At 39.6% G+C, this 15,214-nt stretch carries 14 protein-coding genes; 10 read left to right on the forward strand and 4 right to left on the reverse strand.

Translation table 11 applies throughout. The annotated features are described in order from the left end of the window. Window positions 1–9: 9 nt before the first annotated feature. Genes O8C65_02700 through O8C65_02715 form a run of 4 tightly spaced genes read right to left on the reverse strand, consistent with a single transcriptional unit; the run spans window position 10 to window position 4,905 of the window. Complete coding sequence (locus O8C65_02700) at window positions 10–1,116, reverse strand: DegT/DnrJ/EryC1/StrS family aminotransferase (protein ID MCZ7355818.1); 1,107 nt, start codon at window positions 1,114–1,116, stop codon at window positions 10–12. Window positions 1,117–1,140: 24 nt separating this feature from the next. Continuing rightward, window positions 1,141–1,944 (reverse strand): class I SAM-dependent methyltransferase, encoded by an 804-nt coding sequence (locus O8C65_02705; GenBank protein MCZ7355819.1) that lies wholly within the window; start codon window positions 1,942–1,944, stop codon window positions 1,141–1,143. Continuing rightward, window positions 1,941–3,143, reverse strand: coding sequence for a nucleotide sugar dehydrogenase (locus tag O8C65_02710; GenBank protein MCZ7355820.1), 1,203 nt, complete (start codon window positions 3,141–3,143; stop codon window positions 1,941–1,943). The genes O8C65_02705 and O8C65_02710 overlap by 4 nt, the downstream gene beginning before the upstream one ends. A gap of 58 nt (window positions 3,144–3,201) precedes the next feature. After that, window positions 3,202–4,905, reverse strand: coding sequence for a glycosyltransferase family 39 protein (locus O8C65_02715; protein MCZ7355821.1), 1,704 nt, complete (start codon window positions 4,903–4,905; stop codon window positions 3,202–3,204). A gap of 207 nt (window positions 4,906–5,112) precedes the next feature. On the opposite strand from O8C65_02715, the gene O8C65_02720 reads away from it, so the two are divergent. The 10 genes from O8C65_02720 to O8C65_02765 all read left to right on the forward strand — a co-directional run bounded on the left by O8C65_02720 (window position 5,113) and on the right by O8C65_02765 (window position 15,214). Continuing rightward, window positions 5,113–6,309, forward strand: a complete 1,197-nt coding sequence (locus O8C65_02720; protein ID MCZ7355822.1) for a hypothetical protein — start codon at window positions 5,113–5,115, stop codon at window positions 6,307–6,309. Then, the gene (locus tag O8C65_02725) at window positions 6,296–6,910 is read left to right on the forward strand and encodes a class I SAM-dependent methyltransferase (protein MCZ7355823.1); all 615 of its coding nucleotides are present in this window, start codon (window positions 6,296–6,298) and stop codon (window positions 6,908–6,910) included. Before O8C65_02720 ends, O8C65_02725 begins: the two co-directional genes overlap by 14 nt. A 38-nt stretch (window positions 6,911–6,948) precedes the next feature. Beyond that, window positions 6,949–7,077, forward strand: coding sequence for a hypothetical protein (locus O8C65_02730; GenBank protein MCZ7355824.1), 129 nt, complete (start codon window positions 6,949–6,951; stop codon window positions 7,075–7,077). Next, a complete protein-coding gene (locus O8C65_02735) occupies window positions 7,078–7,629 on the forward strand; it encodes a methyltransferase domain-containing protein (protein ID MCZ7355825.1) in 552 nt (183 codons plus the stop codon). Window positions 7,630–7,662: 33 nt separating this feature from the next. Next, window positions 7,663–9,078: a radical SAM protein gene (locus O8C65_02740; GenBank protein ID MCZ7355826.1), complete on the forward strand. Its 1,416-nt coding sequence runs from the start codon at window positions 7,663–7,665 to the stop codon at window positions 9,076–9,078. A 357-nt stretch (window positions 9,079–9,435) separates the two neighbouring features. Beyond that, window positions 9,436–10,434 carry an SDR family oxidoreductase gene (locus O8C65_02745; GenBank protein ID MCZ7355827.1) on the forward strand — a complete coding sequence of 333 codons (999 nt, stop codon included), beginning with the start codon at window positions 9,436–9,438 and terminating at the stop codon, window positions 10,432–10,434. A 10-nt stretch (window positions 10,435–10,444) separates the two neighbouring features. After that, window positions 10,445–11,686: a DegT/DnrJ/EryC1/StrS family aminotransferase gene (locus tag O8C65_02750; protein MCZ7355828.1), complete on the forward strand. Its 1,242-nt coding sequence runs from the start codon at window positions 10,445–10,447 to the stop codon at window positions 11,684–11,686. A 6-nt stretch (window positions 11,687–11,692) separates the two neighbouring features. Continuing rightward, on the forward strand, window positions 11,693–12,691 hold the full coding sequence (locus O8C65_02755) for an SDR family oxidoreductase (protein ID MCZ7355829.1): 999 nt from the start codon (window positions 11,693–11,695) through the stop codon (window positions 12,689–12,691). Between the two features lie 37 nt (window positions 12,692–12,728). Further along, the gene (locus tag O8C65_02760; GenBank protein ID MCZ7355830.1) at window positions 12,729–14,261 is read left to right on the forward strand and encodes a PfkB family carbohydrate kinase; all 1,533 of its coding nucleotides are present in this window, start codon (window positions 12,729–12,731) and stop codon (window positions 14,259–14,261) included. A 41-nt stretch (window positions 14,262–14,302) separates the two neighbouring features. Further along, window positions 14,303–15,214 carry a Gfo/Idh/MocA family oxidoreductase gene (locus tag O8C65_02765; GenBank protein ID MCZ7355831.1) on the forward strand — a complete coding sequence of 304 codons (912 nt, stop codon included), beginning with the start codon at window positions 14,303–14,305 and terminating at the stop codon, window positions 15,212–15,214.

A 15,214-nucleotide genomic window follows, 5' to 3' on the forward strand; every position in this document is an offset into this window, starting at 1 on the left:
AAATTTTAATTATAGATTATCTTTGCTTAAGAAATTCCGTATATGGTTGCAGACGGTTTCAATGTCTTTATCAGAAAGCGTAAATGCGGAAGGTAGCCAAATAGCTTTTGGTGACAGTATAGTACTGTTTGGAAAACTATCATCCGGCAGCCAGTAGGGTTTTTGGGTATGTATCGGGAACCAGTATCTGCGGCATCCTATACCATTGGCGGCAAGATACTTGTCCAATTCGTTCCTGTGCTCCAGCAGGGCATCGGTCCACTGGGGCGATTCACCTGTATCGATGTTAAAGTTAAACAATGATATCCCGTCTAGGTCTTTTAATTCTTCAACATAAAGACGATATGTTCTTTTCATTCGTTCTATCCTTGATTCCAGATAGGTAAGCTGGCCAAGACCTACAGCCGCCTGGAGATCTGTGAATTTGAAGTTATAACCAATCACATTGTGGAGGTCATCACCGCCAGTCCCCCTTGTGGGCCTTCCGTGGTCTTTTAACTCGCGTAAACGAATATGAAGATCATCGTCATCAGTGACAATTACGCCGCCCTGCCCTGTGGTTATGGTCTTATTGGGTGAAAACGAAAAGCAGCCCGCTTTTCCAAAGGTGCCCAGGTATTTTCCTTTGTGCCTGGACATTAATGCCTCAGCAGCATCTTCCACAACCTCAATATCATTGCTCTTTGCGATCCCCATTATTGCTCCCATATTTGCTGCTCGACCGCTGACATGGACCGGAACAACAGCTTTAGTTTTCTCGGTTATCGCACCTTCGAAAGCTTCTGGGGACATATTCATATTCCTGGGATCAACATCCACCAGGACCGGTTTGGCGCCGCACATCTGTACGGCATTGGCGGTTGCGATGAATGTTATATCAGGGACGATTACTTCATCACCATGCTTGATGCCGACAGACTTCAAAGTAAGAAAAATTGCAGCCGTCCCACTTGTAACGGCAACCGCATGTTTACACCGCAGCAACTCGCATAATTTTTGTTCAAATAATGTTGTCAATCCCCCTTCGTTGGGAAAATTACTATCGAAAACTTTTTTGAGAAATTTCTGTTCCTCTCCTCCAAGTTGAGGCTGCCACCAAGGGATTTTATAATTCATACTATGTTCAAATCATTTCTTTGTTTAAGGCTCTCTTCTAAGTACAAATGCCTGAATCGGACCCAATACGCGGCATCCATCTATGCGGACACGATCATGGAACTTCTCATAAATAATACTTGCAGCTTTATCGGAGCTCTCAAATATAGGATTCTTAATTGCATTCTTGCCGTAACCTGAGAAAGATGCAAACATCTGTACATAGACACGTGTAAGAAAGTAGTAAAGTCCAAAATCATGAACTTTTAAAAGCTGGAACCTTCCCTCAAGAAACGCCATTAGCAATTCATAATCGAAGAATCGGTTATGCCAGTGCTGTGGGATTGGGTCAAGCCCGACCTCAACGCGCATTTCATTGAGAGCAAGAAAAGCATCATTTGTATTTTCAATCATTATATACAATCCCCCAACTTTTAAAGTCTCATAAATATTAAGAATGGCTTTTTTTTGCTCCTCCCATGAAGCCAGATTAATTAATGCACGCTGTGTAACAATAACATCAAACTTTTTTGGCAGGTTTGACATTTCAAGAACATCAGCTCTTTCAATAGATATATTCTTGATTCCTGATTTTTTTACATTCTCCATAGCTTTCTGCCTCAAATAATCCGAACGCTCAAAACCTATACATTTATTCACTTTTTTGGCATATTCAATGGTCGCATCTCCATCACCACATCCAATATCAGCCAGAAAGTCAGTAGAACGCAAGTATCTGCATACTGTATCAACTTCTATTTTATGTAAATTTTTATCGATAATTGACACAGTATTGTGATCTTCCCAATATTCTTTTACAGCCTCATTAAAATCATGTTCTGAATTCATTTATCCTCTTTTTTAAGAATACCCCACAGATCTATAATTTCCTTATTTGGTGGGAATTTAAGTTGTTTATATGCCGAGTGGGGTACCCCTATAATCAAAACCTTACTTAAATTTATTGCCTCTTCTTTTGAAACGAAAGTCGGGTCTTTTGCATATTCATCGGAATAGTAAACCCTAGCGCCGTAAAACCGCAAGATTTTACCCAATTTGTATGAAAGCGAATCCCTGATATCATCTATATCATTTTTATAAGCCATACCAAGAATGCCAACAGCTGTTTTGCTTAAATCGTATCTCCTACTCAAGTCTTCCACAATAAAATTAGGTAAACCTTCGTTTATCATCATCGCGGCATGACCCAAAAGAAAATTATTGGTGTTAAAAGCCGACAATTGCATTGTATCTTTAAGAAGGCATGGGCCTGCGGCAAATCCTGCTGTCGGCAGAGTCGCTGCCCTTCCGTATCCTTCCATCATGGCTTGGCGTACTCTGTTATAATCCACCCCGAAATTATGTGCGATCATGTAGAACTGGTTTGTCACTGCAAATTGAATATACCTCCATGCATTCGAGAAAAGCTTGACTAGTTCCGCTTCTTCGATTGAAGTCCGGATTATTTTCGGGGAAAGGACACTGAACAATTCAGCGGCATCTTCAATTGCTTTCTCACTTAAGCCGGCAATGATCTGTGGCAGTTCTTTTAATTCCTTGATTGCATAACCCTGAACAATACGTTCAGGACAATAGGCTATATTCCAGCCATCGCCACCCAGTAAGTTTAGAACTTGCTGACAGGTGCGCGGATATACCGTGCTTCTTATAATAATCAATTGGTCCTTATGAAGATTTTCTTTGAGCCTGGCAAAGAACTCAAGGAAAATACGTGTTTTTGGGTTCAGATATTCATCCACGGGTGTACCTATCGCAATGATAACATTTCGCGCTTTCGAAATACTGTTAATATCGAGTGAAATCTCAAGATTTCCTTTCTTGAGAACTTTTTTTAGGATAGGCTCAGCGCCATATTCGATAAAAGGCATTGTACCCTGCCTGACAACATCAGCTTTTTTCTGATCAAGGTCGTAAAGGCACACTTTCAAACCTTTATCTGCAAAAGCCAACCCTAGAGGCAGACCTACATGACCCAGGCCGCCGACAATGATCACATCAAAGGAACTACCATCAGTGTTATTTGTCATATCATTCTCAATTAGATTTGATTATTATAATCTTTATGTTCAACCATGTTGCCCTTAACTATAACTGTCCAATATTTTCACGTGCTCTGTAGAGGATGTAAACCAATATTATTATTCCGACCGAAATTAAAAAATTGGTCAACATATCAATAGTTCCATTAAACAGAAAATGAGTAGAGACAAAATCTGATACTTGAAAGTCAGGAATAAATTGCTGCCCGGTTCTTGCTACTTGGGGAAGCCCGCCTTCTATATAATAGAATTTTCCGATGAGCACACCAAATATGGCATCCTCAATTATGGCTGAAATAAATATAATGTAAAGTAAAATATATTCTATCTTGCCGCTCAATCTATGCATTTCATTGATACCTATTGCGATCAACAGCGGAAGTGTTGGATGCAGTATTCCTGTGAGGAGACCCCATTCTCTCCATGCATACAAAATTATGATCGTTATCCATGGTAAAACCAAGAAACCAACCAGTATCCTATCAGTTCTTGTTTTCCCGAGAATGTATCCAATAAACCATATTACCACAAGCAGGTACATCAGAGTCGAAAGACCTCCAGGATAATCTTGAGTATAATAAAATATTGGATTATAAGTACGAAAGTTTATCGCATAGGGATTTATAGGCAATGTAGCGGGGGTGAATGTTGCGATAATATTACTAATTCGAGGCATTATTATTTCTTTAAGTGGAGTGGCTTTAAAAGTTTCCCAGAGTTCTTCTGGTGTTTGGTTGAAAGCTGACTCGTATCCTTTAACCGCGATTGGATAATAAATGGTTCTTGAATTGGAAACAGTTCCATAATATGAATAAACCCATGCAAAATAGGGTGCTAAGAAGAGGAGTAAAACGAGCAAAAAGAAAGACAATTTCTTCAAATTGCTAATAATGTCTTTAGATAGAAGCGCCTTATACATTTTCTCTTTGTAAACCAGTAGTAAAAAAGCAATTCCAATATAAAACAAAGAATAATTATGAAACAAGAACCCAAGACCTGCAAAAAACCCTGCCAATGGATAGCGAAGCCTAATATCATGATCACTGAAGAAAAGGAAATAAATCATCATCAGAATACCATACATAGCTGCATTCTTGGGCCATGTATAGATTGTATTGAAAATCAGGAAAGGGGTTACAAGCATGAAAAGTGCTGATATCTTGGCCACCCAAACCCCGAAAACTCTCCTGGCTATTAGATAAGCGGGAAATATATAAACACTATTTATTAGCACACTTATAATCTGAGAAACCCAGTATTGATAAAGCGAAGTACCGAGAAGATGGTGATATGAATAAATCAGTAGACTAAAAAGCGGGGTTTTTTCTTTGTTTTGAGACCAGTCTCCCATCTCAAAAGCATACGGTATCTGTAATGTATGCCGGATCCAGTCCCCTCCCATGACAGGGTATTCCCAGAGGGTCTGGAAGAAGAGGTTTGAAACAATGCTGATAACCAGAACAAGGATGAGGAACTTTGCATCAATCTCAATTTTTAATGTTGCCCTCTTTTTAACGAGGTACCACATTGAAACGATCATTACACCAATCAAAAGGATTCGCGCAAGAAATGCCAGCTTCAATGGAAAAAATGGAACCATTAAGATTGGTATCAAAAAAGAAAAGCCAAAACTGATAGCTAATTTTTCGCAGGTGTTTAGATTTTTGAAACGATTTGCTATTGCAAAGCCTGGAATAAAGGATATTAACAAAACAACACTTATATAGCTCCAATACGCTATTAGGTTCACGCTCTTATCATATATTTATATATAGATAAGAGTAGCGAAGTAGAGACTTAGATTAAAGAAAAAAAATTGTTTGCCAGACTGAAAAACACGTGGAATTCTATTATGAAATGAATCTAATACTGGTTGAGGAATGATATTATTGTTTGAAGATACGCTAAAATAAGGACATAGAAATGATCTTAAGATTATAGCATAAAATTTTGAGTGTTGAAATTAATGAGAAACATTTGTTTTGTCCAGCAGGATCCAAGCATCCGAATATACATGCAGGCAAAGGCCCTAAGAGCGACAAAAAAATATAAACTATTGCTGATATGCGAAAAATGTAATTATGACTTATTGGAAACCATATTCGATGAGATCATTTTTTATGGATTCATAAAAAATAAAGACAATAACTTTCTTTCAAGAAGCTGTAACTTTGCTTTCAATAAAGTAATAAATTATGGCGAAAAAAAATTGAAAAGTATAGTAAATAACATTGAAGTTGATATATTTCATGCACATGCAGAACCCAATAATATTCCGAGAATCGTTATTGAGAATTCAAATAAGCCTTCGGTCTTTGATGGGCAGGACTTCACTGGGATAACTGCCGGAATAGAGAATCTGGACAGGAGAACACGGGAAGATGAAAAATATTGTTTCGAGCATGCTGAAGGGATTTGTCATAAAGGACCACAATCTGAATTAGATTATTACAGGCAGCATGGATATAAAATCGAGTCCCCGGATCTTCAGTGGTGGGGCTGTTGTGAAGAGGAACTTTTTGCAGATATAAATACCAAAAAATTATCTGAAGAAGATGGTGAGATACATTTAGTCTATATTGGCAGCGTTTCAACAGATCCAAAATATGAATATAAAAATTTTATTCCATTAATAAAAGAATTGGCAAAACAAAAAATCCATCTGGACATATATCCTTCAAATCCGCTGGAGTATAGAAAAGCCACAGACTATATAGAACTGGAAAAAAAAGTGCATTATTTTCATTTTCATAAACATATTCTATATAATGAACTGAGTAAGGAAATTGCAAAGTATGATTGGGGTATTGACATTGTAAAAAATATCCAGGGCGAACGTTTAACCGATGAAAAAGCAAAAGTAGCGATGGGCGCAAAATTTTTTGGTTATCTGGAGGCAGGAATTCCAGTCATAGTCAGTCATCATTATACCCTCATAAAAGATTTTGTTGAGACAAATCAAATAGGTTTTTCTGTTAAGGATACTGAGATAGATCAAATTGGAGAGATGATAAAAACTTATGATCCTATGAAATTGAAAGAGAATATAATAAAGACGAGAGAGATTTTTTTGTCAGGTCATCAAGGGAAGTCTCTTGAGGAATTTTATCAAAAAATCATAATAAGATCAGGAGAAAAATATGTGTCCGGCTAAGGATTATTCCCATTTGGATCTGGATAACCTGAGAGAAGTGGATTACACCACGTTGCTGGTCTCTCTGGCGAAGTATAAATTTGTCAAATCAATTCTATCAGGTAATGAATCACTTCTTGATATCGGGTGCGGGACAGGATACGGAACTTTTTACCTGGGTGAATTCTGCAGGGATATTACAGGAGTCGATATCGATCCTGCCCAGATAGAAAAAGCAAATAAAACTTACAAATCCAAGAATATTTTATTTGAACACTTAGATATATTAAAAAATCCAGAGGTGATAAAAAATAAAGATATCATTACCTGCTTTGAGGTAATTCAGGACATGAGCAGAGAAAAGTCATTTGAATTCCTGAAGACCATCAATGATCATAAGGATACGGACGCTGTTCTTTTCCTTTCAACTCCAAGAAGATTGCCCGAAGATCTTCTGACGCCGAACAGGCTGAAATATCATCTGCATGAGTACGCTTACGATGAATTGTACGAGGATCTAAATAAGGTTTTTAAAAGGGTACTGATTCTTGGTCAGCTTGATGAAATCATCGGTTCCCTGCATAAAAATAACGTCTGGACATTCTACTGTATATGTTTCTAGTTCTGATATCAATAAAAAAAGGAGAGAATTTAATAAAAATGAGATTTTTTAAAGAGATATTTGAAGATATTTCAGGGATAGGACAGTGCCCAAAAAGACCAAAGCTCAAATCCCAGATCAAGATTCTGGGTAATCAAAACCTCTCGAACTTTATTCTTAAACAATAGATGAACTGGATATTAGATGTTGGCAGCGGCCATAACCCAAATCCAAAAGCCAATCTGTTTTTAGAACGGTTCTTTAAAAACCACATTCACAGAGCAGGGTATCCAGTGAAACTAAAAGAAAATATGGTTATTGGGGACGCTCAGTATTTACCATTTAAAAAGAAATCTATTGAACATATTTATTCTAACCATGTTATTGAGCATTTAGATGATCCGGAGTTATTTTTAAAGGAATGTAACAGGGTAGGACAAAATATAACTATAACCGCTCCGGGACTCATTCATCACATCTATGGTGAAGTATTCTTTGGCGGAGTAGGTAAAGGCGAACATAAATTTGTCTGGAATCCGGTTTCGAAATCGTGGATTGACGTGGAGATGATGCGTAAAGCAATACCGAAGTACACATGGAAGCAACGAAAATATATCCATTTAGTTAATTTGCTGCCAATTAGATTAAGACATTTGCTATTCTCGACTATGATTTATATCATTGCAGAATATTTAGAGAATATGGATGTGGATATAGTTGAATATCATTATAAGAGATGACGGCTACCATTATCTTCACAGAGAGGATAAAATATGAAAGTCTTGCTCGTTAACCCTCCCATAACGGCGATACATGGTCACATCCCACCGCTGGGATTAATGTGTATTGCATCGAATCTGGAAAAGAATGGTATAGACGTTGAAATATTTAATCGTAAAGAAATAAAATCATACGAAGATTATAAATCCGTTCTTCTCGAACACATTAATTTAACTCACCCTGATCTCATCGGGTTTACATGCTATTTAGGAGATGTATCTGACATTAAAGAACTATGTGTGGGAATCAAGAAAATAAAGGACATCCCGATAGTAGTCGGTGGTTTCCATCCATCTTACGCACCGCAGGAATTTTTGGGATATGCAGATTATGTTTGTATTGGAGAAGGAGAGATTACAGTATTGGAGTTAGCAAAGTCTATAGAAAACAACACTCCGATTACCGATGTCCAGGGTATTTCAGTCCTTAAACATTCGGTCAAATATACAGAACCGAGACCTTTGGCTGACTTAGACACTCTTCCACCACCAGCTTACCATTTAATAGATATGTCTTATTATACTAGATTGACAGATGGTATTCTGCGTGGCGTTCTCGTTAGTTGTGGAACTCTCTATACATCACGTGGCTGTCCTTATCATTGTACATTCTGTCCGAAACAACACTTTCTAGGCCCTCAACGACTCATCAACGCCAAAAAAGCAGTTGACGAGATGGAGATTTTGATAAAAAAATATAAAGTTAATGCTATCTATTTCCTTGATGAAACGTTCACAATCAACAAACAACATGTTTACGAAATCTGTGATGAGATTGATAAGCGCGGTATCAAAATAATATGGGGATGTGATACTCGGGCTAATTTGCTATCGGAAGATCTGTTATTAAGGATGAAAAAATCAGGATGCATCCAAGTTGATTTCGGATTGGAATCTGGTGTGGAAAGAGTTTTGAAAATTCTTAAAAAAGGCGTGTCGTTACAGCAGGCGAAAGATACTTTGGAAATGTGCAGAAAAAATGGAGTTCGGACCTTGGCGAATTATATGACAAATATTCCCACAGAGACGGTACAAGAGAGAGAGGAGACTATTAGATTTGCCAAAGAAATTAATGCGGACAGATTAATTTATAACATTTTTGTACCGTTTCCGGGATGTGAAATAGTTGAGAAATATAATATTTCGGTAACGGAGAAGGATTACCCTTACCTTAACACTTTGAAACAAAATGCTACTTTAAAATATGTAACAGAAAATTATAATTTTACACCCGATCATAAAGATTTGGACGAATTAGCGCGTGAGGCGATATTTAGGATAGGTCATCGAAGACTGTATCCGTTTATTATGAATTGGATTTATGTTAAGAACATAGTTATAGGCAATAGGAAGATTGAGTATTTAAAATGGACAATCAATAAGGGATTAAATGTAATAAAAATTAAGTGATATAGATAATATAAAATCTTATAAGCCTATGCTTTTGTTAGAGGCTTGTTGTTGATGATGTCAAGAACTTATTGGTTTCGGGACTATACAATGTCAAATACTTATGGAAATACTTAATAAAAAGGAGATAGTTAAAGGTATGAAAATGGAGACAAATAATTCTAAAACCAGAGGATTATAATAAATATCAGATATTTAATAGAGAAGGCACTGGAATAAGCCTGCATACAAAATCATGAAAAAGATAGAAAAACTTCACATAAGATTGTTGGAGTATGCCAGGGATAAAAGTTCCTTTCAGAAAAGGTAAAACACATGAGGAGCTATTAAAAGATCAAAAATGGTCAACGGTGAAACATGATGAATGAAATCAAATCAGTGTTGGTAACTGGTGGATGCGGATATGTTGGAACCAAGCTTGTCCCGGAGCTTCTTGGATCGGGTTACAGGGTATATGTACTGGATTGGATGATATACGGGAACTATCTTCCATTTAACAGGAAATTATCATGCTATAATATAGACCTGCGGAAATTTGATGAAGTAAGGGATATTATCAAACGCATTAGGCCGGACGCTGTTATCGATCTGGCTTCGATCTCAAACGATCCCATGGGCGACCTTGAGCCATCTCTTACAAGAGCTGTAAATATCGATGCACAGAAAAATCTGATCGATGCCAGCATCAAGAATAAATTAAAAAGATTCATATTTGCTTCCAGTTCAAGTGTCTATGGAGTTAATGACGATCCTGACATTACTGAGGAAACTCCCCTTGCCCCTGTGTCATTATACAGCGAAACAAAAGCGATAATTGAATCATACCTGAAAACAAAGACCTCGGACGAATTTGTTACCGTCAGCATCCGTCCCGCTACCGTATGCGGCTACAGCCCGCGCCAGAGACTGGATCTGATCGTCAATCTCTTAACATTCAAGGGCTACTACGAGGGTAAAATCGTTATCGAAGGCGGAGAGAGGGTCAGACCCCACATCCATATCGATGATATGGTGGACGCTTATATGGCATTGCTCGCTGCAGATAGTGAAAAAATCAATGGAAAGACCTACAATTGCGGGGCCGAGACAATGTCGCTCATGGAATTGGGCGAAATGGTCAAAAGTTATGTAAAATGCGATATAAAAACTGCAGTGGGACCTGATAAAAGAAGCCACAGCCTGAATTCTGAACTTATCAAAAAGGAGCTTGGATTTTCTTTTACAAGGAATGTAGAAAATGCAATCCAGGATTTGATCTTTGCATTTGAGAATTACCTGATTGATAAAGATAATCCGGAATTGTTCAATATGGCATGGTATAAAACGCAGATAAAAAATGGAAAAATTGTGCTGTGATCGGAGTTAAATGAGCAAAGATTTAATAGAAGAGTATCCGGTTGGGAGCATTCTGGGCGAGGAAGAAATAGCCGTTGTCCGCCGCGTGATCGAATCGGGGGAACCCCTTACACGCGGGAAAGACGTGGATCTTTTTGAACAGGAGTTTGCCCGGTACTGCAATGTGAAGCATGCAGTGGCTGTGAGTTCCTGTACAGGGGCGCTTCGCATCGCAGCGCAATTGCTTCATCTTGGCCCGGGGAATGAGGTCATCTGCCAGGCCAATGCTTTCTGGGCCACTATCGTGGCTCTGATCGAGCGCAACGTCGATATCAAATGCGCTGATATAGACCCGGGATCACTCAATATGGACCCTGGGACGATAGAATCTCTCATAACCCCCAGGACAAAAGCGATTTACGTTATGCATCATGGGGGAAATCCTTCGGATATGGATGCAATCCTGAGGATAGCCAAAAAATATGGATTAGCAGTTGTTGAAGATGCAGCCCATGCTGTTGGCGCGGAATATAAGGGAAGGAAAATGGGGGGATTTGCCGATATTACCTGCTTCTCTTTTTCCACAATGAAAAACATAACCACCTTGGGGGAAGGGGGAATGATTACGACGAATAATGATTCTTACGCCGAAATGGTACGAGGCATCAGGACATGTTTCCCATACGGCGAGAAATCCAAAAGGAAAACCACAAATCTTGGGAATTACCCCAAACCGAAATCCCCGATCTTCATGCATGCCGGGGATGCATGGGACTACGACTGGTCGAGGATTGATGAGGTGGGGACATCTTTCCGTATGTCCACCCCACAAGCAGCAGTAGGTCGCGTTCAATTAAAAAAGCTGGATGACTTCATCGCCCAAAGGGAAAAGATCGCGAGCCGCTATAACAAGGCAATTTCAAAGATAGATGGGTTAAGGCCGGTAAAAATCCTTCCCGGCTGCAAACACGCATGGCATCTTTTCACATTCTTCCTTGACAGCAATACAGGCATTAAACGCGATGATTTCGTATATCATATGAAAGAAAAGCATAAGATCGACATCGTTATACGGTTCTGGCCCATCCATCTGGGCGGGATCTTACGTATGAAAGGACATGATATTGGAGAATGCCCGGTTTGTGAGCATGTGTGGTTCAATGAACAATTAAGTCTTCCGATCTCCCCACAGATGCAGGAATGGGAAATCAGTACTATAGAAAATGCATTGGCTGAAACGATGGAAACGCTCAGGAAAAATGGAGTAAGATAAGATTCTATGCGAAAAATGAAAACTATTGTTACAGGTGGAGCGGGCTTTATTGGAAGCCATATGGTTGATCGGCTTCTCGGAGATGGTCATCATGTGATCGCCATTGACAACTTCAGCACGGGCAGGCCCGAGAATCTTGCGCACCAGAAGGGACGCAGGAACCTGCAGGTCGTAGGTGCTGACGTGAACGATACGGCTGCCATCAGCCATTATTTTGACGGAGCAGATTGGGTTTTCCACTTTGCTGCCCTTGCAGATATCGTCCCATCCATCCAGCATCCTGAAAAATATTTTCGATCGAATGTGGATGGGACGTTCAATGTGCTCGAGCTGTGCCGGGAGAATCAAGTAAAAAGATTCATCTACGCAGCATCTTCCTCATGTTATGGCATCCCAGATATCTATCCGACTCCCGAGACTGCAGAAACAAGGACAGAATATCCTTATGCTCTCACCAAGTATCTTGGAGAGCGGATGGTGCTCCACTGGGGAAATGTTTACAAATTGCCGGTGGTATCGCTGCGATTTTTCAACGTATACGGGCCGCGCTCCCGTACATCCGGCACCTACGGTGCTGTATTTGGAGTCTTTCTTGCCCAGAAACTAAAAGGACTACCCTTTACAATAGTTGGAGATGGCACGCAGACGCGGGATTTTACTTTTGTGACAGACGTCGTGGATGCCTGCCTCATGGCAGCGTTATCTGACCTGACATCCGAGGTACTCAATGTTGGCAGCGGGGATACATATAGCGTTAACCGTCTTGTCGAGCTCCTGGGGGGAAAAGATGTGGTACACATTCCTAAGAGGCCTGGTGAGCCCGACTGCACTTTTGCTGATATAACAAGAATAAAGGATCTGCTTGGATGGAAACCAAAAATTTCTTTTGAAGAGGGTGTAAAGATCATGCTTGAGAACATAGATTACTGGAAGGCTGCCCCTGCCTGGACCCCGGAAACGATCGCTTCTGCAACAAAAGATTGGTTCAAATATTTAAGCAAATAATGGATTAAAGAATACATGATTTAGAGTGATAAATGATATGTCGTTAAACTACTCAAACAAGATTAAGACCATAGAAGAGCTTTGTGAAATTATTGGTCAACCGCCTAGAGAAAAAAAAGTGGTAATGTGTCATGGCACTTTTGACATAGTTCATCCGGGACATATCCGACACTTGACTTATGCAAAAGAAAAAGGTGATATTTTAATTGCAAGTTTTACTGCTGACAAATTTATTTCAAAAGGTGAAGATAGACCTTATGTGCCGCAAGAATTGCGGGCAAAAAACCTGGCTGCATTAGAAATGGTTGATTATGTAATTGTAGACTATGAAGCAACACCCATCAAAAATATTCTTAAAATTAAACCTGATTTTTTTGTAAAGGGCTTTGAATATAGTAAGGATGGAATCCACCCAAAGACAAAGGAAGAAATTAAAGCGATCTCATCATATGGAGGAGAGGTATTATTCAGCCCCGGGGATGTGGTATATTCATCCACCCACCTCCTGACAGTTCACAAGCCCAAGATCTCCATTGACAAGCTAATGGCGATCATGGAGGCAGAGAAAGTAACATTTGAAGACATATTAAGCACACTTCATAAATTTAGAAGTATAAAGGTGCATGTCGTGGGGGATACGATAGTAGATAAATATTCTTATTGCACGGTTTTGGGACCGACAACCAAAACTCCAACATTCAGTATAAAACTGGAAACATCAAAGATGTTTGTTGGAGGCGCAGGAATAGTGGCAAAACATTTGAAGAGCCTGGGTGCGGATGTTACATTCACGACAGTACTTGGAAACGATAATCTGAAAGATTTCGTTATTGATGACCTGAATAAGTGGGATATCAAGATTAATGCCATCATCGACAATACCAGACCGACAACAATGAAAGAGAGGTTCTGGGCAGATGGATACAAACTATTGCAGGTCGATACCCTTGACAACAGCATCGTCTCTGAAAAGATATTAGAAGAGATAGGCAATCAAATAAGATGGGAAAAATCGGATATTGTTATTTTCAGTGATTTCAGGCACGGTATTTTCCAGAAAGAGACAATAAAGTTGTTCAGCAGGAAGATACATCAGGGCGCGATAAAAGTTGCAGATAGCCAGGTAAGTAATAGATGGGGGAACATTCTGGAATTTAAGAACTTTGACATAATCCTCCCGAATGAGAAAGAAGCGAGATTCGCACTCGGTGACCAGGATACAGGTATCAGGCCACTTGGTGCAAAATTGTATAAGGAATCCAAAGCGAGGTATTTGATATTGAAGCTCGGTGAAAAAGGTATTTTAGTGTACAGGGATGTAAATGAAAATCCAAGGGACTTTTTCATGATCGATAGCTTCGTAGAAGACCTGGTCGATGCAACGGGAGCAGGCGATGCCATGTTAGCAGCTACTTCTCTTGCATATAAAGCCTCAAATAATATCCTGACAAGTTCGGTACTTGGAAGTATGGGAGCTGCAATAGCATGTGAAAAAGAAGGGAATATCCCCATCTCAATTGAAGAAATTGAGGCTAAAATAAAAAAGATCCATGAGCAAAAATTTGCCTGATCTTCCAGGAGAATTTTTTACAGACAATATTTATCTGAACTATGAGATATATAATAATCGGCTATGGGAATATTGGTAAAAAGAGGCACAAGGTACTGAATGAAAAATGTATGGCAATCGTGGACCCTTTCCTGGAAGATGCAGAATACAGTGATTGCAGAGGCGTCCCGCTTCATCTCTATGATGCTGCTGTGGTATCGGTTCCAAATGCGGTCAAGATGGATATTCTCGAATATCTCATAGAAAACGGAAAACACGCGCTAGTAGAAAAACCGCTGTTGTTCAAAGATGAAAAGACTGCGGATAGATTAGATTCCAGTGCAAGAGCCAGCGGAGTGATCTGGTACACCTCATATAACCACCGTTTTGAACCTCTGGTCATCAAATTTAAGGAACTTTTGGACGATGGGGCTATCGGCCAGCCTTACTTCGCTAATTTTATTTACGGGAACGGAACCGTCTCGAACATCATCGGCACCTGGCGGGATGCAGGGCACGGCGTTTTAGATGATCTGGGATGCCACTTGCTTGACCTCGCAGCATATCTGTTCCCTGAACATCAGCGTGAATACAGGATTACCGGAGTGGGTAATTTTGAAGCGAATGCGCTTGATTACTGTGCATTTTCAACTGTTGACGGCAGGTTCCATTTTTTATGCAGCACAATCGTGTGGAAAAATACATTCACTATCGAGGCGTTCGGAAGCAAGGGGTCGCTTCATCTATACGGGCTACATAAATGGGGCGGGAGCCGGCTTATCCACCGCGAACGCGTTTTCCCAAGCGGAGTCCCGGGAGAAAGCGTCATTACCTCGTCAGGAGAAGATAAGACATGGGAAGAGGACATCGCTTATTTTGAAAAAATGATAAACATTGGAAAATCTTCATATGAAAATGATCTGTATATAACAAAATCCATCAACGCCCTTATTTCAAATATAAAAACCCGGTGA

It is taken from the genome of Candidatus Methanoperedens sp., from assembly GCA_027460535.1.
In the GTDB taxonomy this organism is placed as follows: domain Archaea; phylum Halobacteriota; class Methanosarcinia; order Methanosarcinales; family Methanoperedenaceae; genus Methanoperedens.